The sequence below is a fragment of the Bradyrhizobium sp. sBnM-33 genome (genome assembly GCF_032917945.1).
Taxonomy (GTDB): Bacteria; Pseudomonadota; Alphaproteobacteria; order Rhizobiales; family Xanthobacteraceae; genus Bradyrhizobium.
In genome coordinates, this window is sequence record NZ_CP136624.1 from 7,592,368 (window position 1) to 7,611,294 (window position 18,927).

Here is an 18,927-nt window from a genome sequence, read left to right on the forward strand (position 1 = left end):
CGCGTCGACCGGATTGTTACGCTCGCCCCTTAGCGATATTTTTTCGACATCCGCGAGGACGGCGAAATTGCTGTCGATGAAGAAGGAATTGTATTCGCAAGTGTTCAAGCGGTGCAGGAAGAGGCCGCACGATCCCTAGCAGACATAGCTCAGGATGCCGTGCGCGGGAGTGCCAGCCAAAGCATAGGGCACTACATGGCAATTGAGGTACGGGACGACGCCGGGCCAGTGCTACAGGCCACGCTCACGTTTGCCGTAGCACGGCACAGGCACTAAAGCAGCCCGACATCCGAAACGCTTCACGATGCCCGCAACTACCGGCGACTTGAGCGGGTCGGGCCGCTCGCACTCCAGTTACTCTGGGCGTGCGTGGAGGCTTTCCGCTCGGTTGAAGTTCGAGTGTCATGGGACGTCGGCAACTAAGGCCTGTTGGGATTCATGGTGATGCGATGACGGTGGCGGCCAGATGGATGTCCGACCGGATTGGACCAGATTAACCATCTGACTGCGAAACTCCGCCTGATACGACGATCGACGCCGAGGCATGGGAACTCCTCCCTCAACGGAAAAGGTGTCCACGCAACCGAGTCAACTACACGCTGGCCAGCGCCTCCACATACACGCCTTTGTCCAGCCTGCGACGTGCCGATCGTCTATCCGCCTTCCAGGTAGTGTGCCTTCTGCGACGGGTAGTAATCTTCGAATGACGGCAGCGCCTTGCCTTCACGCGCGGCGACCAGCATGTCGAGGTAGTACTCCCAGCCAGGGCCTACGTCGCCCGCGAGTTTCCGGTCGCTCAGGTGCTGCACGAAGCGCAGCTCGGTCGTGTCGTCCGTCTGCGTCAACGTCAGCTCGATGCGCCACTCGCCGTAGTCATCCTTCATCGTGACGACTAGGCGGCGCGGCGCCTCGCATTCTTCGATCGTCACGTTCGTCCACGGCTGGCCCTTCTCATGGACCAGTTGCAGCCGCACGATCTTGCCCGGGCCGGCGTCGCCTTCCCAACTGCCGAACCAGAGCGCGGTGTTCTCGGACTTCGTCACGCTCGTCCAGACGTCATCGATGGGTGCGAGGAACGTGCGCGTGAGGATCAGGTCGTTGCCACGAACGTGGCCGGTGGGCTTGGGGCTCATGCCGTCTCCTTTTTCTTGTCGTTCGCGGATTCGCGAGCTTACAGCGCACGCCGCCGCGCACCTACCTGTACACGGCAACTGCTCTCTCTGCGAGAGCGACCGACACCCGTATGGGCGGAAGCCGCTCGCGGATTCCGGTCGCATCGCACTAGGGCAAATAGGCCGATGTCGCGAGCCATGCATGCGCTTCCCCTTACCCCTTGCGCAATGTTGATGCCGTCGAGCTAAAAGCATCTCAGGTTCCGCGTCGAAATTAGCTAATAGGTTGGCGCATGCTGGATGGGAATGCGGAGAAGCCTGCCCGGTAAGACAAGTACAGCCCCGCATCGTTCGGTTGAGTGGCGAGGTCTGCTAATGGGATGGTCCGGCCGTGCTCCGGCCCTGCCAGCACGAGAAGCTGGCAAGGGGCGCTCAAGACAAGGAGCACGCCATGTCTCAGAAAATCAACGCAGCGATCGCCGTGATCGGCATCGATATTGGCAAAAACTCGCTCCACATGGTGGGTCATGATCACCGCGGTGCCATCGTGCTGCGGCAGAAGTGGTCACGCGGCCAGGTGGAAACGCGGCTCGCCAACCTGCCGCCGTGCTTGATCGGTATGGAGGCCTGCGTAGGCGCCCATCATCTCAGCCGCAAACTCCAGATGCTTGGCCACGACGCCCGCCTGATGCCGGCGAAGTACGTGCGCCCGTATTCGAAGGGACAGAAGAATGACTTCCGAGATGCGGAAGCCATCGCCGAGGCTGTCCAACGCCCGACGATGAAGTTCGTCGCGACCAAGACCGCCGAACAGCTCGCCCTTCAGGCACTGCACCGCGTCCGCTATCGATTGGTCGGTCAGCGTACCGGCGTCATCAATCAGATCCGTGCGTTCCTGCTGGAGCGGGGCATCGCCGTGCGGCAAGGCCTGCATTCCCTGCGGTTCGAGTTGCCGGGCATCTTGGCGACACGCATCGATGTCCTCTCGCCTCGCATGTCGCTCATCATCGAGGGCCTGGTGGAAGACTGGCGCCGGCTGGATCAGCGTATCGAGAGGCTATCTAGCGAGATCGAAACACTAGCCCATCAAGATGAGGCCTGCCGGCGACTGATGACGGTGCCTGGTATTGGCCCGATCATCTCGAGCGCAATGGTGGCCGCGATCGGCGCTGGAGACGTGTTCTCGAAAGGCCGCGACTTCGGCGCCTGGCTTGGACTTGTGCCGAAGCAGACATCGACCGGCGACCGCACGATCCTCGGCAGTATATCAAGGCGCGGCAATCGCTACCTGCGCGCGCTGTTCGTGCAAGCCGCTTGGGTTGTGCTGGTCAAGATCAGGTGTTGGGAGCGCTATGGCCTCAACTCTTGGATCCGAGCCGCCAAGAAACGATTGCATCACAACGTGCTGGCGATTGCGCTCGCTAACAAACTCGCCCGAATTGCCTGGGCGGTCCTCAACAAGGGACGCGCCTTCGCGAGCGTCAAGACGGAGGAGACAGCGTCCCAACCTGCTTGACCCTCGCGCCGTGCGCGGGGCCGTCAAGGCGCAGCCTGGCAGCAGAGAGCAAGACGTCAGGAAAGCACGACGGCCGGCCTTGACGACCCCTTGCGCGCGGCGCGTCTGCGCGCGCAGGCCGGGACGAAGGAACGACCGCCAGGCACAAACAAAGGAACAGCGCGAAGTGAGGAGCTATCGATGACGTAACAACACCCTTACCCGCCGAGGTCTGCGAGAAGATGAGACGACGATGGAGAATCGGTCTTCCCGGCGCATGCGAACACTGGTGACCCAAATGGCCCGGTCGAGGCCTGTCCGCTAACCAGATCACATGCGCGCTGATATCCATGATGGCCCGGAGCACTGCGCTCCAAGCAGAGGCCGGATACATTGATGCAAGACCGCATCTACCGGATCATCGAAATCTTCTTGCACCGCACGGCCGGACCATACATGTGGGTCAAAAGCGCAGTGCCGACGCCGACGCGGCATGTCCGTTCTCCCCCCGAGAGCAGGCATCGGTAACGGTGACCGCTCTGGTCCGTTTCGTGCCAAGAACGGAACTGAAGTCGTTTTCGCGTGCCATGCAAAGTTGTTAATTAGATCGCCTCGATTAGATTCCCGCACTAAATGCGCCAGAAGAAAGAGAGTTCGCCAGCGGCAGCAACGAGGATGCCGTTCCGAATCGTTGACCATCCAATCGGCGGTCGTAAAATTTGGCGAGCCAATTCAACTTCGCTCCTATGTGACCAGTTATTGGCACACCAGTGATACCGAAAGAATTGAGTGGCCAGATTCCCCCAGGCACGACTTCAATCGAGGCGCGCACCAATTTGGTTCCGGCACCAAAGCTGCTTGCGATGTCATTTGGATCAACTTCTTCTACAGTCATAGGATCATTGATATCGCGAAAGCGGACCAGCAATGGCAGGCTCGTCAATGGTAACTCGCGCTTTCCGGATAATTTCCTAGTCTGGCTAAAGCCAGCTTCTACCGTTGGTCCCGGGAATGCTCCTCCGGGAAAATCGAACGCACGCAACACTATTGACTCGGGGATCGAGCGACTGTCCGAACCCGCCGTTAACAGCGCAAAGAGTGTCCCACGCTCGCCCAAATCGAGAACAACCGCTTGACCCCGATGGCTTGAAACTCGGTCGCGTCCGCTCGCAAATTCCGGCTGCTTGCTGTAGGTGACCTCAATCACGCCCGAGCCTATTTTGGGTTGACCAACTACCTCTGCCTCAAGAGTCAGCCGGTAACGCAACGTCAGGCTGGGGTACGCCACGTTGTAAAACAGAAATGCCCCAATGAAGATCAGTGCACCGACGATTACTGTTCGTTTCATACCCGCACAGTCAGATGATTGAATTGCTTCAGTAGATCAACCGGTGGTTAAGGTAGTGTTGCTGCAACGTTGGACGGGAGCGGCGGCGTGCGCAAGTGCAGAGTCCGATAAGGGTCAATCGCGTCATCTTGGTCGTCGGCCGACTACTTCCGGTCTTCCCCCAACTGCGGACATCACGCTTCTGGACCATCACTTCCGAAAAGTGCCAACAGCAGACGTGGTGACTGTCATTCATCGTGAGCTTCTGAGGAACGCGTCGTAGCTGGGGATGAACCTGTGCGGGTTCTGGTTCGCGCTGCGCAAAGCGCTCCTTTGCGAGACGAGAAACGGCAGACGCGCTTCAAGACCATGAGTTACGGCGTCAGTTGTCATCTCAATGACAACACCGCGCCAGCGGACGTTGGGGCCGAAGACCTGCTCGAGTTGGTCGGGGCGAATGACCCTCAAGGTAGCGGAATTGTTTGCATCGGAGAAGGTAACGAGTGTCGGAAGATCCTTGTCAGCCAACTCCCATTTGCCGCGCAAGGACGCCAATGAAGCCACTTGGCGAGCAAAATTGAGCTTAAAATGTGCGGGCACAACGCCAAGAGGGAAGCTGCCCTCCTGAGCATACTCTCCCGACCGCAAGAGCGCGACTAGGCTGCGCTGTCCGCCCAAATCGACAAATACTGCCTCTCCCTCAGCATCAAATCTGATCGGATTAACATCCGGTAAAAATCTCATCTGCTTGGTGACGCTGAACTCGATGACGCTTGAGCTGGAGCGCATCTGACCATCCACCTCGACGTTGACGGTCATCCGGTATCGGCAGATGTCAGTCGGATGGGAGAGTTTGTAGACGGCAATAACGCCAACAATTGTCAGCGCCACGATGCCAAGCCGGTTCATCCCAGCCTCTCTCCTGAGTACGGCCCAAGGAAAAATCACGAGGGATCAGACAGGAACTTAAATAACACACCATTAACTGCGGCAATCTAGAGTTGGCTGTACGCGTCGATGTCCGCTGCGGGTCAATCGCGTCTTCTTGGTCGTCGGCCGACTACTTCCGGTCTTCCTCCAACTGCGGACATCACGCTTCGGGACCACTACTTCCGAAAAGTGCCAGGAACGGAAGTCCGGCCCCGAGTGGCAGGACGGCATACAAACCAATTTCGGGACCGCAGATTGACCCGAGCTGCTCAAATCTAACCAAGCCCGGTGCGGGCATCCATGGTAACCTGATGTCGATTTCGAGGTACTTGCCATGGGTAACATGACGACCTTCGCATCGGCGATAGCGGCTGTTGTGATATCGCTTGCGGTAGTGATATCGACCAGCGCGTCAAGCGCATGCAAGAAGACGCTGCGCGGAGAACTGGTGCAATCGCCAGACCGCCCCCTCGCTTCTCCTCGCAAATTTCTGCGTTTGACACTCTCGGAGATTGTGCGGGGCGACGGAGCGAATGCACGAGAGAGCATGCAGGACTTTCAGACCTTCATGGTTCCGAATACGATAACCACGCTGCCCATTCCATTCGCGCTGAACATCGACACTCCCAAGGACTGCCCAAGCGAACTCAGATTGAGCGTGGGAACCAGTGACAAAGACGATCCGATCAGCTTTTTCTCTCACGGTGACTTCCATCTGACTGGCGGGAAAAAAGTTCACCTCGACGAGTTCGAACGCATACCTGTTTATAGCCAGTGGCGGAGCTTCTGAAATTAGCGCGGACGCGTGGAAGGAACCCTTCGACGTCTGGTTTGGGTCAAATTCGGAAGTCCGAGCGTGCAACTCGGCAGTCCGCTTTACCCTCAAGAACAGACATCATCAGCCGGGCCTGTTAGGTCCGAAAAGTGCCAATAAGCGACGTAGTAGGTTTATGCGAAAGATCGTCTGACAATCGGCCGTCGAACTGTTAGGTGCGCGAACGGAACGTCAGATGCACACTTCCACCATATTTCAGCATTTAACGCCTATATCCACGAGCGAATCGAACCCTTGAGCACCAACAAGCTGCGTGGCATTGTGACCCTCAAGGTCCAGGCCGGAGCAACATGACGATTCCCTGCCGCGTCCTAATGATCTATCCGAAGTTCGTCCCGGACTCGTTCTGGAACTATACGGAAGCTTGCGAACTGGTCGGCGCGAAGTATCCGGCGGCGCCACTCGGCCTGATCACCGTCGCTGCCATGCTGCCGAAGGATTGGGACATCCGTCTCGTCAACCGTAACACCGAGCCTTTGACGGACGCGGACCTCGACTGGGCCGATCTCGTGATGATCGGCGGCATGCTCAACCAGCAGCCTGATTTCATGTACCTGATCGATCTCGCCCACCTGCACGGCAAGCCAGTATGCGTCGGTGGACCTGACGTGTCCTCCAGCCCGCATCTTTACGCGGACGCGGACTTCCAGGTGATCGGCGAGGCCGAGCAAATCATCGAGCAATTCATCGCCGCCTGGGAAAGCGGCGAGCGCAAGGGCGTGTTCATCGCCGAGAAATTCAAGATCGACGTCACGCTAAGCCCGATGCCCCGCTACGATCTGATCGAGTTCGATCACTATCTCTTCATCGGCGTGCAATATTCGCGTGGCTGCCCGTTCACCTGCGAGTTCTGCGATATTATCGAGCTGTATGGTCGCGTGCCGCGCACCAAGACCAACGATCAGATTCTCGCCGAGCTGCAAGCACTCTACGATCACGGTTATCGCGGGCATGTCGATTTCGTCGACGACAATTTCATCGGCAACAAGAAAAACCTTCGCACACTATTACCGCGGCTCAAAGCCTGGCTGGAAGAGCGCGACTATCCGTTCGAGTTCTCGACCGAAGCCTCGATCAATATCGCGGACGACAGCGAGCTGTTGCAGGCAATGAAGGACGCGAACTTCTTCGGGATTTTCGTCGGCATCGAGAGCCCGGATCCAGAGACGCTCGTGCAGATGAAGAAGAAGCAGAACACCAGGCGCAACATCGCCGAGTGCATTCATAAGATCTACGGCTACGGCATGTTCGTCACCGCGGGTTTCATCGTTGGGTTCGATAGCGAGAAAGTCTCGATGGGGCAGGCGATGATCGACTTCATCGAGGAGGCGAACGTTCCAGTCTGCATGGTTGGACTGCTCTATGCGCTGCCTGGTACACAGCTGACGCGGCGGCTAGCCAAGGAAGGCCGCCTGCACAACGGCCATGACCTCATGAAGGTCGAGCAGGCGGGCGACCAATGCACGCTGGGCTGCAATTTCGACACCAAGCGTCCGCTTCGTGACATCCTTGCGGATTACAAGGCCGTGCTCGGACACGTGTTCAGCCCGACGGCATATGCAGGACGGCTGTCGCGGCTTGCCGTCATGCTCGACCGGTCCGATCGGCGCCGCGACCTGCCGGATGGCGACATGCGCAAGAGGCTTGGCGGCATCGACAGCGTGCACAAGATCATGCGTGCCCTGCCGGAGGTTTGCGAGCCGTTCTGGAAGACCTTCGTCGAGGTCGCCAAGACCAATCCACGCGCGCTGCGCTACATTGTGATGCTGATGGCGCTGTACCTGCACCTCGGGCCGTTCTCGAAGCGCGTGATCAGTGAGATTGACCGCCGGATTGCCGAGCTGGACGGTATGCCTCCGGTGAGGGCCACGGGGGTTAAGCAGACGCTACCGCCAGCGACGGTGTAGCCACAGCCACTGATCGGGATATTCGCGGATCCAGCCCTCGATCACCGACGTGACCGCCTGCATCGTTCCCTGAATGTCGATTTGCCCGGCGGCGTCGCGGGCCGGCTTCACTTCTTCAGACAGTTCGGCACGAAAGCGGTGTCCGGGCAGGCGGATGATGCGCACGCCATGAATCGAGCACTCGATCTGCCGCAGCAGCCGGGCCAGCATCGGATTGGCCTTGTTCTTGCGGCCAAAGAAAGTAACCTCGACACCGTTGGTCAGATACTGGCCGACCAGCAGCCCGACGTGCTGACCACTTTTCAGGGCCTCCGCAAGTTTTAGGGGTGCGTCACGACCAGCTGGAATCAGCGTGCGCGAGCATGCGCCCATGCCACTGCTTGTTGCGCCAACCCTTGCAAATGCTTCGGCGCAGGCGATGAAGCTTCCTGGGATCGTCAATGCTGAGACCCACCGGCGTTTCATTATCGACCGCGAACAGGACTCTCGACTTGAGCTTCAGATGCCAGAATGGCCAGAAGTAGGGCATCGCGGTGACGCCGAACTGCCAGACATGTCCCTTCGCGACATTGCGAAGCATTGAGGACCGCCGGTCGCCTTGCTTGCCCCACGGGATGCGTTGTCCGAGCGCTGCCTGTGCAGCCGAAGCATGGAAGCCGACAGCGCTGGAATAGTGATATTCGACAAAGCCCCGCTCCCGGCAGAATGACAGCCAGGCTTTCTTGATCATCGCAATGACCAGATTGGACGCGACCTGGCGCTCGATCCCGATCGGAGAAAAGCCGTCGTCGACGAATTCCAGCAACGGTATCTCGTGCTTCAGCTTGAAGCGGCCAGCGAACGCGAACGCGGCGTCGACTTCAGATTGATCCGCGAAGGTAATGATCCCGGAGCCCTGCTTCGCGCAGGGATAGGGGAAATCCTCGAGCGCGCGATCGAGCAATCGGTCCTCGATCGCACCGGTGCTCTCGAAGAATCGGATGACGTCGGGCGCTTCCGCGGCACGCAACCAGTTCGCGGTCAATCGCTCGGCTTCGTCGATAAGCGGGATCGCGCCGCGCCGCCGGAAGATCTCCCAGTTCGGATCGATCACCGGTTCGCCGGCGGGACGCGGCACCTTCTGCCGCTGCAGCGCGTCAAGCAGTAAGCCGACACCTTCCCCCCAGCCGCGCACAAAATCGACGGTCACCGCATCCCCGACGCCCTTGACCTTCTTTCCCGGTTCGAGCCGCAGCGGAATGATGAACCGGGAATCGCCGAGCTCTTTGGCCATCTCTAGCGCGATGTCGAGATCATCCTGAACATGCGCGTTGGAGAGCGTGGCATCGCGGCAGATGAGCAGAACTTTCACTGCCCGGTATTGCAGCGCCTCATTGATTTGCCGGCGCCATCGGTCGCCGGGCTGAAGCGTCAGGATGTCGGCGAACACGCGGTACCCCTCGGCCTCAAGCTTGGGCGCGAGCCAAAGCGAAAATTCGTCGTCGATCGGCGACGCCTTGATCAGAAAGATCGTGTCTCGCATCGCTTTGTCAGCGGCTGCGGCGTCGCCCGCGACTGCCGCCGGCGGCATAAGATTGGCGAGGACGGTCGGGATCAGTCCTGGTTTCGCAAGGGCCCTCCCGACAGCTTCCGTGACAACGGTTTGCAGAACCGACGTGTTCTGCGCCCAAAGCTTTTGATGGGCTTTCTCGATCTCTGGATATTTGCGCAACAGGGCGTTGAGGTCTCCGGGTCCGAAAATGTCGCCCGGCGTTTGCAGCGATGGGCCGATGATCTCGGCCAACGCGGTCTTGTTCTTTGGCGTGAGTGGCGCGGACGTTACGAGGATGTAGCGCGTCGGCGCCAGCCGGTCGATCGATTGCCGCTCCTTCGTCATCTTCGACTTCAAGGCCGCGAAGCCGGAGCCGCGGTAATGCTTCGCCTGCATTACGATCGATCCGTCGGCACGCGCATGGTGTCCGTCCATCCCGTCGTCCGGGCCCTCGGGAAAGGCTTCGAATGGCAGGTCTATCTCGCGCCCGACGAGGTCGCGGGCCAGATCCTCAAACTCGCTGTGGGACAGACTTGAAAAGTCATAATTCATGCGTCCAGAATGAGTGCTCGTTTCCTGGGCAGTCAAGCAAGGGATTGCGATATTGCTTCGTCCCCAAGTCTTACTAACAACAAGATAAACCGGCTTTTACTGACGTACTCTGGGCGGGGTAGAGCTTACTTCGCGGAAGCCGGGATCGGCCGCAATACGCTTCCGTTCAATTGTCCACAAAGTTGCCGCTGGGATCATCACGAGGTGAGCGAAGTTGACGACTGCCTTGGCCGCGCCGGTGCGCGCTTATCAAGTTCTCGCAACAGGAGATCGCGTGGGTACTGAAATCCATCTCGAATTTGGCGGGCTGTCCCTGGACTGGGCCAAGAACCACCGAGGCGTGGACCACGGGTCACTTTTCCAGGAACGGGATCGGCGCGCGGTTCATAGCGACCAGATCAACTATGATCATTTCAGCGAAACGGGCGACGACCCCACGCCGATGGAGATGGCCTTCGTACGCGAACTCAAGGACGTCCTGCCAAGGCTCGCGTTGCTCGGCTATACGATGGAACAAGCGCGGGTAGCCTACGACGATCTGGCCACCCAATACGTGGACACTCGCGAAGCAATAACCGAGCTGGATGAGCCACCCGGCGTAGAACCGCTCTCGTTCGATGAGTTCTGCGCCTTCGCCAATCGGTATCCTATCTCCGCGCTGAACGATACCGTTCGTCATCTCGACGAATGGGAGAGTCGTTCGAGACCGCAAGGACGCTTCGTCGACGACGAAACAACAATAAGCCGTATCCCCAGCGTGGACCATGACCCTGCGACCTGGTCCGAACGCGCCTATTTCGGCAGCTGCATCACCATTCTTCATCCTTACCTGATGTTGCAAGTTCTCGCCGGTAATTCTGCCAACCTCGAGGCCGATGTCGTTTGGCAGTATGGTCCGCTTCTCGAAGCGGGGGTGGGCTGGCCCAGATGAATTCACGCCTCTCGCGCGCCGCACTGAAACCTTCCTCATCGCCACCGAAGGCAGTTCCGATGCGCACATCCTGCAGCACGCGTTTACCCTCCTGCGCCCCGAAATCACGGACTTTTTCCGATTTATCGATGTCAGCGAGCGCCATCCATTCCCGGGCACAGGCAACCTCCTCAAGTTTGCTGAAGGCCTCGCGAAGATCGACGTGCAAAATCAGATTGTTTTCGCGTTTGACAATGACGCTGAAGGGACCGAAGCGTTCAACAAGCAAGGTGCACTGGCGCTTCCCTCCAACATGCGGGCGATGGTTCTCACGTCGCTCGAGGCGTTCCGATCGTTTCCGGCCAAGGGGCCCGAAGGCGATCACGTTGCGGATATCAACGGGCGCGCCGCGGCGATCGAATGCTATCTCGACCATCGCGTGGGCAACTTTCCCCCGCCACGGGTGGTTTGGAGCAATTACAAGAGGGAGACCGACAGCTACCAGGGCGCGCTTGACCATAAGGAAAGCTATGTCAAAGCCTTCTTGAAACTGACCGTCGAGAACTTGCCGACGAGTGGATACGACACCAGTAGAATCGACAGGGTGCTCGATGCTGTGGTTGAGCAGTGCCGTCTGATGGCTATAGGCGAGCTCGCAGCGCGGCTAGCTGGGCAAGACGGCCAACTCACAGCCCCGATGTAAGGGCGAGCTGCCGTCCGATGGCTCTACTCGCTGCGCTCACCGAACCCACGCGAGATGGTTTCGGCCCATCCGAGTGACGATCCTCTGACGGACGGGCTAGGACGCAGCGCCGTCCCTAGCGTCCGTGCTGCCGGTGTGGTTTACGAAAACCGAACCGAAGTCACTCATCCGCCAATAGCTTCTTGACCCCCTCCTGGGATTTTCGCCACTCTTCGAACGCCTCCTTATCGTCTCGTGAAGATCGATCTCGACGTAGTTCGTGCGAATGATCGCCAGCAAGGCTTCCAACCGCCGATGCATCTCGGCGCGCGCGACAAGAATCGCCTCCCAATCGGCCTCTTGCTCCTCGGTCACCAGCACATCGCCAGGACTTGAGAAGACGTTCATCCCAGTGCGGGTGTCAGTGTAGTTCCGTCCGTAGGACGTCGCTTCGTTCCACGCGGCGTCGAGCCCACGAACGGCGGCGTCGAGCGCAGGATCATTGATGTGAAATAGCGAGTTGCTGACTACGCCGTGAAAGCTCTCATAGTAAAACAGGTCGCGGTTGAGGATGGAGTGGGGCAGCCGTTCGATGTGGCCTTGCAACGCCGGAATGGCAAACTGCGAGAGGGCCCACCGTGCAGCGCGCAGGTCACGCTCGCGGCGAACCTGAGCCGGGTCCATCATCCTGAGTTCAGCGGGGCGGGCCGGATTGCCGTCCAGTATTGCCTTGAGCGCCATGACGAGCAGATCGGTCAGTCGCTCGATGCCCTTCTTGTCGTTCGCCTCCTTGACCCGGTATTGCGAGATCCGCTGGCGATCGAAATCGAACGGTAGGTCCTCGTATTTGGCAATCGACAGGTTCGTCAGCAGGATCATTCGCTTCCAGCCGAGATGCGCTGCGGCATAGCCGACCTCGAACGTCACGTTGGGGTTGGGACAGGGCCGCGCCTTGATCTCGTCCGGTGCCAGCGGTGTGACGGTCGTCACGTCACCAACAAAGATGTCCGCGGCCTCGATTTTCTCCAGTATCGAACGCGGCACATTGTCCGCGCCCATCATGTCGCGGGTCGCCTCGTCGAGTTTCAGCGTGAGCTCCGGCTGTTCGCGCTCAATCCGGGCGGCGGCTGCAACTAATGCCTGACGGATAGCATTTCGATTGGTGCTGGCAGGAGAATCACTTTGCCATGCATAGAAGACGGCGTGCTCAGTCTTGCTCAAATGCCTGCTCTTTGTCGGGCGTGTCTGCTGGAAATGTCTGCATCTGAGCGGAAGTCGAGGTTCCTAGCAACATAGCGTTCAACTACGTGGACCGACGTTCGCGCTAAAATCGGCCAGCAAGGCTTGTGCCCAATGTCAAGAATTCAAGAGAACCAGTAGCGCTTGCTCGGGGCTACATCGCGACGATCGAGGCGGTCTGATCGCGCGAAAAGGTCTTACGCCGCGGGCGGTCAATTGTATGGGTTGGCGAGCGATTCGGTTGGCCCCTTTCGTTCAGGGAAGGTCCTGGGGAGCACCAATGTTGGTAGCCGTGTTGGTTTCTATATTCCATATCTTTGAAATATCAATTGCTTAATCGCAAAGTTCGGTGCCGGCCAGGACGCTGACGAGGGTATGCGCTGAAGCTGGCTCCGCTGGTCATTGTGCGACCTGTCGAGTTGCGACAGGCGGAATGGACCAAGTTCGGCCTGGCTGACGGGGAATGGCGCATACCGGCCAAAACGATGAAGATGAGACGGCCACACCGGCGCCGCTGGCGTCTCAAGCTCTCGCCATTCTTCGCGAGCTCCAGAAAATCACTGGCGGATCAAGATATCTCTTCCCGTCGGTGAGATCCTGGCATCGCCCAATCAGTCACAGCACCCCTAACGCAGCGCTGCGCGTCTCGGATACGACCAGATCGAATTGACCATTCTGGCGTGCGATCCACCGCGTCAACCTCCCGAACGAAAGCGGCAAGTGACAAGCGGATGCGATCGAACGTCGACTTGCGCATCAGGAGGCGAATGAGATCCGTGGCGCCTAGACCCATGCCGCCGAATTCTGGCAGGAGCGCCGTGCGGATGATGCGGTGGTGGGCGGACGAGTTCGACCGGCTAAGGAAGCACGGTCGTGTCATCAAAATGAGTGCCTGAGGAAAAGCGCGTTGAAAGTGTGCTCCGTTAAGTCGGACGTCCTTTAGTTCGACATGTTGGTGTCAATGAGCGCCAGAAGTGAGTGCACCACTACTAGTCGCCGACGTCCGATCGTTGTCGTGACGATACGCCCAGCTCCTATCAACTCGTAGAGCTTCGCGCGTCCCAAGCCGGTCACTTCGCATGCATCGTCAATCGTGCAGGTGAGCCGCTGGGCGAATGGCATCGTGCTCGGTTCTGCGGCTTTCGGAGCGGATAGACTGGCTTGTGACTGTTGTCCGCCAGTTTTCTCTCGTCGATTGTATCTCACGTGGCCCTCCTATTCGCGCAAAGCTCGACGGGGCAAGAGTTGATTGTGCGACGAGCAACGTCAATGCGAACATCCGAGGGCGCTCGCGTACGACAGCGCACGTCAGCGGCGCTTTGAATATTTCCGGACACCAAAGGGTGACGAGGAAATTTTTCGCGAATGCGCCAGCCACAGTGAGGCATCGCGCCGAGGCTAGTCTGCTAATGTCGGCAGCAAATTCCCCAAGCGTTCGCCGCTGTTCACCAGCGTCTTATTCAACCATTATTCAACGAACGTGGCTGATGGCTACCTAAGTGCCTGAGTTTGCTGGTGCTCCCTAGGGGAATCGAACCCCTGTTTCAGCCTTGAGAGGGCCAAGTCGATCCGCTCGATGATCATCCTGAAAGAGTTCGGCGATAGAGACCTATAGATGTCAATCCCGACTCGTCTGCACGAGCAGGCGTGACCGCACCAGTTTCGCACCAGAAACGATGCAACCGAAGCGCAACGAACGCGACCGGATTGAGACAAAAAGACAGCAACATCAACGAAGCCGATCGTTATCCCGCCGCTCATAACGAACTGGTTGCAGGTTCGAGTCCCGCTGGGACACAAGTGAAACGGGCGAAACGCCGAACGCGGCTTTGGATCACCGCACCAGATAACTCAGTTCCGCGAGATGTCATAAGCAATTCTGAAATGGTTCGCGCGCGCATGGACCTGTCCGATATCCACTCCAAACTAACCGAATGCGCGACGGCCAGCCCGCTACTCTTTTCTCGGCAGCTTTCTCGGACTTGATCAACAGCTATGCCGCCGAAACCAGACCCAGTGGCGGCAGTGGGAGTGCTGAATGGCTGAGCCCCGTGGCATGTCGAAAGAACAGGCTGCGGCCTATGCCGGCTGCGAAACGTTGTCGGGGTTCAACGACTGGATTCGACGCGGAATCATGCCGGGCCCGATCCCCGGAACGCACAAGTGGGATAGAAAAGCCATCGATGCAGCCCTTGACCGGCTATCCGGTCTCCAGCCTACAATGCAACCGCGGCTATCACCATACGACGCGTGGAAGGCATCCCAAAATGCGAGTGCGGCTGAAGGGAATCAACTGGTCAATCAAAAAGCTCGCTGACGGAACGTCGAAAACCTATTGGTACGCTTGGAAGGGCGGCCCACGCATCGACGCGGAGCCCGGCACGCCCGAGTTCATGCGCCTCTACAATGAAGCTGTTGCATCCTACAAGAAGAAGAGCGCCGAGACGTTCCGCTCGCTCATCGACTAAGGACTGCAGCGAGTACAAGGACCTCGGTGAGAAGAGTAAGCGCGCCTATGATGGCTACCTCAAACTCATCGAGGCCAAGTTCGGTTCGTTGCCAATCGGGGCTCTCGAAGACAAGCGTGTGCGGGGTGACTTCAAAGAGTTTCGTGATTCATTTTCCGACACGCCGCGCAAGGCGGACTACATCTGGACCACAATTGCGCGCGTGCTGTCGGTTGCGAAGGACCGTGGCAAGATCGCGGTGAACGTCTGCGAGCGCGGTGGCCGGCTTTATGAATCCGATCGCTCGGAGATAGTGTGGACTGCAGACGACATCCGCGCCTTCTGCGGTATCGCGTCCGTCGAGCTGCAGGCCGCTCTCCTGCTCGCGGTATGGACAGGCCAGCGCCAGGGAGACCTGCTGCGGCTGACCTGGAAGGACTACGATGGTACATACATCCGGATGCGTCAGTCGAAGGGGCGCGGCCGTAAGGCCCGGCGCCGTGTAACCATCCCGGTGGGACCGCCGCTGAAGGCGGCGCTTGATGCTGCGATGAAGGAGAAGCGCTCGGCCGTGACCATTTTGGTCAACTCGTTCGGCCGGCCATGGACGGAGGATGGTTTCAGGACAAGCTGGGATAAGGCGTTCAGGAAAACCTCGCTGAAGGACCTGCACTTCCACGATCTGCGCGGCACTGCTGTTACGCGCCTCGCCCTGTCGAACTGCTCCGTGCCGGAGATCGCCTCTATCACCGGCCATTCGATGAAAACGGTACAGGAGATTCTGGACGCGCACTACCTGGGTGGCCGCCTCGAGCTCGCGGAGTCAGCGATCAAGAAGCTGAGCGAAGTTTACGGGTAGGAATAGAAATGAAATTGGGATGTGGATCGATTCCAGGTGAAGGCGTCCTCTGTCGCCAAGGCTTCTGCCTGTGAGAATGCTCCACGCCGCCGGGGAACGAACTAGCCGCTGTGGTAACGCGCAGCCATCCCGCCACTCCTTAAGCAAGCGTACGGAAGACGAACAAATTTCTCAAACCGGACGTCAAACCGAAAGGCCCGTTCTGATACGCATTGCCGCTAAGTCCCTGCGAGGCTTGGTGGGCGCACCAGGGCTCGAACCTGGGACCCGCTGATTAAGAGTCAGCTGCTCTACCAACTGAGCTATGCGCCCGGATGCTTTAAGTCCGGCAAGCCTTCGCGAGAGGGCGTCGTTTACCAAAGCGATCCCGGGATGTCCAGCAAGCTGGGCAGAGTTTTCCCGGGCTTTGGCTGAGAGCCGGAACGGCGAAAAGCCGCTGGATTTCAGCGGCTTCCGCCCATGTTCGGACTGGGCGCCAATCAGGGGCGCGTCAGAGGCGCTCGGGGCCGCCCCGGTCCGGGCCGCCGTCCCGGTCATATCTGTTCCGGTCATAGTCGCGATGGCGATCGAAGTCGCGGTCCATGCCCCGGTGCTCGCGGTGCCGCCAGCCTTCCCTGCCCCCGAACCGGTCCATGCGGGTCAGGACGGCGAGCCGGCGCTTCTGGCTGTCATCCAGCGTCTTGTAGAGCGGGTCGGCCGCGTCGGCGATCTTCTTCATTGCGGCTGCCGAGGCCGCCATGGTCTCGGCCCGGTCGCGCAACCGTGTCACCGGATCGTCCGGCTTCTGGCTGGAATCGTCCCGCTGCGCGTTCATTCGCGCATTGGCGCGATCGATCCTGAGCTTGGCGAACTCCCGGACCGCGGCCTCGACCGGCGGCCACAGCTTTTCCTGCTCGGCCGTCAATTTAAGACCGGCATGGACGGCCGCGATCCGTGCGTCGGTATAGGCCGCCCTGTCCTCCGGGCTCATCCGCATATGGCCGTAGCCCCAATGGCGGTGCTGGGCATAGACGGCGGTCGAGCCGGCGATGGCAAGGACCGCGACGGCGGCGATGGTGAATTTCCTCATGCGAACCTCCTTGAAAGGTTGCATGAAGATGAGCCTGCGTCAGTCGGCGTTCAACTTAAGGATTGGCAAGGGAGGCTGCCCTTACCAACGTGTAATGTGACCCCGTTTGATCCCCCGCAATGCGATATTGCTAGAGCATCCCGAGCGCGCGCGGCAGCCACAGCGAGAGCTCCGGCACGTAGGTAACGATGCCGAGGAAGATCAGCATGGTCAAAAGCCATGGCCACACTGCGATGGTCAGTTCGGTGATGCCCATCTTGGCGATGCCCGAGGCGACGTAGAGATTGAGCCCGACCGGCGGATGGCACATGCCGACTTCCATGTTGACGACCATCAGGATGCCCAAATGCACCGGATGAATGCCGAGCTTGACTGCCACCGGAAACAGGATCGGCGCCATGATCAGCACGATCGAGGACGGCTCCATGAAGTTGCCGGCGAGCAGCAGCAGCACGTTGACGACGAGCAGGAAGATGATCCAGTCAACGCCGACCGAGGTGATCCAGGCTGCGATGTGCTGCGGAATGTTTTCGTTCGCCATCAGGAACGAGAACAGCACCGCATTAGTAATGATGTAGAGGATCATCGCGCTCATATTGGCCGAGCCGAGCAGCACCTTCGGCACGTCCTTCAGCGACATGTCGCGATAAACGAACACCGCAATCACGAAGGCATAGACCGCGCTGATCGCGGCCGCCTCCGTCGGCGTGAAAATGCCGGCATAGATGCCGCCGAGCACGATCACGATCAGCAGTAATCCCCACATGCATTTGCGGAACGCCGCGAAGCGCTCGCCCCAGCTCGCGCGCGGCAACCTCGGATAATCGTTCCTCCAGGCGCGGTAGAAGGTGGTCAATCCAAGCAGCGTCGCCAGCATCACGCCGGGGATGACGCCGGCCATGAACATCTGGCCCACGGATGCCGACGATACCCGCTGGCCGGCGGGATCGAGCGCAATGCTGCCGCCGGTCGCCACGCAATAGATCACCATCACGATCGATGGCGGGATCAAAATACCGAGCGCGCCTGATGTCGTGATGACGCCGGCGCCAAAGCGTTTCGGAAAACCCTGCTTGACCATCGCCGGCATCATAATCGCGCCGATCGCGATCACCGTCGCGGGCGAGGATCCGGACACGGCGGCGAACAGCGCACAGGCCATGACGCCGGCGAGGCCCAGGCCGCCATACCAGTGCCCGACCATGGTGGTCGCGAAATTGATCATGCGTCTGGCGACGCCGCCATGGGTCAGGAAGTTGCCGGCGAGAATGAAGAACGGGATCGCCATGATCTCGAAATTGTCGATGCCGGTGAACAGTTTTAGCGCCACCGACTCGGTCGGCACGTTCGTCATCACATAAATGAACGTGAGCACCGTGAGACCGAGCGCGATCGAGATCGGCATGCCGGTCAGCATCAGCAGTATCAGCAGTCCGAAGATGATCAAGGAGGTCATCGCGTCACCTCCGCGACGCCGGCACCGGGCGCATCGACGTCGACACCCTCGACGTGGGCGTGGTCATGGTGCGGAAGTTCGCCCGTGAAGAAGTAGCGATACGCGACCTGCAGGAAGCGGAAGCACATCAGGTAGGAGCCGAGCGGAATGCAGAGATAGACGAACCAGCTCGGAATCTCGAGGTCCGGCGATACCTGGTCGGTGTGGTAAAGCCCGTAGACGAAATGCGCGCCCATGGTGCCGATGACGGCGGTGAAGAAGGCCCCGCAAAGCAACCCGAACAGCACGATCGCGTTCTTCCAGGGCGACTTGATCTGGTTGACCACGACGTCGACGCCGACATGGATGCCGGTGCGGACCCCATAGGCGGCGCCGAACTTGGCGACCCACACGAACATGTAGATGCAGAGTTCCTGCGCCCAGGACAGGTTGATCGGGAACAGAATCGGAAAGAGGAAGGGCACGCCGAGCAGATAGCGGTGGCAGACGGCGACGAAGATGATGAGGGTCGCGAGCGCCATCAGCGTCGCGATCAATATCTCCTCAAGCCGGTCGAGGATGCGAAGCAGCATCAAT

17 protein-coding genes, 2 tRNA genes and 1 pseudogene are annotated in these 18,927 nt (G+C 59.3%); 8 read left to right on the plus strand and 12 right to left on the minus strand.

Annotated elements, in window-relative coordinates:
* The first annotated feature begins 87 nt into the window (after positions 1-87).
* Entirely contained in the window at positions 88-276 is a 189-nt protein-coding gene (locus RX328_RS43965; protein ID WP_409410920.1) for a DUF6894 family protein, read from the plus strand.
* Positions 277-653: 377 nt separating this feature from the next.
* Here the strand turns inward: RX328_RS43965 and RX328_RS35570 are convergent, their stop codons facing one another.
* Positions 654-1,133, minus strand: coding sequence for an SRPBCC family protein (locus RX328_RS35570; RefSeq protein WP_213257171.1), 480 nt, complete (start codon positions 1,131-1,133; stop codon positions 654-656).
* Between the two features lie 430 nt (positions 1,134-1,563).
* Between RX328_RS35570 and RX328_RS35575 the strand changes: the two genes are divergently transcribed.
* Complete coding sequence (locus RX328_RS35575) at positions 1,564-2,628, plus strand: IS110 family transposase (RefSeq protein WP_317258572.1); 1,065 nt, start codon at positions 1,564-1,566, stop codon at positions 2,626-2,628.
* A 595-nt stretch (positions 2,629-3,223) separates the two neighbouring features.
* On the opposite strand, the gene RX328_RS35580 is transcribed toward RX328_RS35575, so the two are convergent.
* Both RX328_RS35580 and RX328_RS35585 read right to left on the minus strand, forming a co-directional pair.
* Positions 3,224-3,955 carry a hypothetical protein gene (locus tag RX328_RS35580; RefSeq protein WP_213256846.1) on the minus strand — a complete coding sequence of 244 codons (732 nt, stop codon included), beginning with the start codon at positions 3,953-3,955 and terminating at the stop codon, positions 3,224-3,226.
* 231 nt (positions 3,956-4,186) lie between these two features.
* Positions 4,187-4,843 (minus strand): hypothetical protein, encoded by a 657-nt coding sequence (locus RX328_RS35585; protein WP_213256830.1) that lies wholly within the window; start codon positions 4,841-4,843, stop codon positions 4,187-4,189.
* Positions 4,844-5,198: 355 nt separating this feature from the next.
* Between RX328_RS35585 and RX328_RS35590 the strand changes: the two genes are divergently transcribed.
* On the plus strand, positions 5,199-5,654 hold the full coding sequence (locus tag RX328_RS35590) for a hypothetical protein (protein WP_213256829.1): 456 nt from the start codon (positions 5,199-5,201) through the stop codon (positions 5,652-5,654).
* A 335-nt stretch (positions 5,655-5,989) separates the two neighbouring features.
* Positions 5,990-7,606, plus strand: a complete 1,617-nt coding sequence (locus RX328_RS35595) for a B12-binding domain-containing radical SAM protein (RefSeq protein WP_213256827.1) — start codon at positions 5,990-5,992, stop codon at positions 7,604-7,606.
* Here the strand turns inward: RX328_RS35595 and RX328_RS35600 are convergent.
* Both RX328_RS35600 and RX328_RS35605 read right to left on the minus strand, forming a co-directional pair.
* Positions 7,586-7,960 (minus strand): annotated as a pseudogene (locus tag RX328_RS35600) (lipid A biosynthesis lauroyl acyltransferase); the annotation flags it as partial. The gene RX328_RS35595 and the pseudogene RX328_RS35600 sit on opposite strands and share 21 nt — an antisense overlap.
* On the minus strand, positions 7,938-9,689 hold the full coding sequence (locus RX328_RS35605) for a toll/interleukin-1 receptor domain-containing protein (RefSeq protein WP_213256825.1): 1,752 nt from the start codon (positions 9,687-9,689) through the stop codon (positions 7,938-7,940). The gene RX328_RS35605 and the pseudogene RX328_RS35600, both read right to left, overlap by 23 nt.
* A gap of 274 nt (positions 9,690-9,963) precedes the next feature.
* Between RX328_RS35605 and RX328_RS35610 the strand changes: the two genes are divergently transcribed.
* Together RX328_RS35610 and RX328_RS35615 are read left to right on the plus strand one after the other, a co-directional pair.
* Positions 9,964-10,620: a HEPN/Toprim-associated domain-containing protein gene (locus tag RX328_RS35610; RefSeq protein ID WP_312018152.1), complete on the plus strand. Its 657-nt coding sequence runs from the start codon at positions 9,964-9,966 to the stop codon at positions 10,618-10,620.
* Positions 10,565-11,302, plus strand: coding sequence for a hypothetical protein (locus tag RX328_RS35615; protein WP_249727263.1), 738 nt, complete (start codon positions 10,565-10,567; stop codon positions 11,300-11,302). The genes RX328_RS35610 and RX328_RS35615 overlap by 56 nt, the downstream gene beginning before the upstream one ends.
* Before the next feature lie 96 nt (positions 11,303-11,398).
* On the opposite strand, the gene RX328_RS35620 is transcribed toward RX328_RS35615, so the two are convergent.
* The 3 genes from RX328_RS35620 to RX328_RS35625 form a co-directional block, all read right to left on the minus strand.
* Entirely contained in the window at positions 11,399-12,502 is a 1,104-nt protein-coding gene (locus RX328_RS35620; protein ID WP_213256823.1) for a hypothetical protein, read from the minus strand.
* A 957-nt stretch (positions 12,503-13,459) separates the two neighbouring features.
* Positions 13,460-13,642, minus strand: coding sequence for a helix-turn-helix domain-containing protein (locus RX328_RS43970; protein WP_409410914.1), 183 nt, complete (start codon positions 13,640-13,642; stop codon positions 13,460-13,462).
* Between the two features lie 391 nt (positions 13,643-14,033).
* Positions 14,034-14,098, minus strand: a tRNA-Glu gene (locus RX328_RS35625).
* Positions 14,099-14,703: 605 nt separating this feature from the next.
* Here RX328_RS35625 and RX328_RS35630 point away from each other — a divergent pair.
* Together RX328_RS35630 and RX328_RS35635 are read left to right on the plus strand one after the other, a co-directional pair.
* Complete coding sequence (locus tag RX328_RS35630; RefSeq protein WP_249727261.1) at positions 14,704-14,988, plus strand: hypothetical protein; 285 nt, start codon at positions 14,704-14,706, stop codon at positions 14,986-14,988.
* A 118-nt stretch (positions 14,989-15,106) separates the two neighbouring features.
* Positions 15,107-15,826: a tyrosine-type recombinase/integrase gene (locus tag RX328_RS35635; protein ID WP_317258573.1), complete on the plus strand. Its 720-nt coding sequence runs from the start codon at positions 15,107-15,109 to the stop codon at positions 15,824-15,826.
* 236 nt (positions 15,827-16,062) lie between these two features.
* On the opposite strand, the gene RX328_RS35640 is transcribed toward RX328_RS35635, so the two are convergent.
* The 4 genes from RX328_RS35640 to RX328_RS35655 all read right to left on the minus strand — a co-directional run bounded on the left by RX328_RS35640 (position 16,063) and on the right by RX328_RS35655 (position 18,923).
* Positions 16,063-16,138 (minus strand) — tRNA-Lys (locus tag RX328_RS35640).
* Between the two features lie 178 nt (positions 16,139-16,316).
* Positions 16,317-16,895, minus strand: a complete 579-nt coding sequence (locus tag RX328_RS35645; RefSeq protein ID WP_213256819.1) for a Spy/CpxP family protein refolding chaperone — start codon at positions 16,893-16,895, stop codon at positions 16,317-16,319.
* Between the two features lie 130 nt (positions 16,896-17,025).
* Positions 17,026-18,351: a TRAP transporter large permease gene (locus RX328_RS35650; RefSeq protein ID WP_213256817.1), complete on the minus strand. Its 1,326-nt coding sequence runs from the start codon at positions 18,349-18,351 to the stop codon at positions 17,026-17,028.
* Positions 18,348-18,923, minus strand: coding sequence for a TRAP transporter small permease (locus RX328_RS35655; RefSeq protein WP_213256814.1), 576 nt, complete (start codon positions 18,921-18,923; stop codon positions 18,348-18,350). Before RX328_RS35655 ends, RX328_RS35650 begins: the two co-directional genes overlap by 4 nt.
* Between the last annotated feature and the right edge of the window lie 4 nt (positions 18,924-18,927).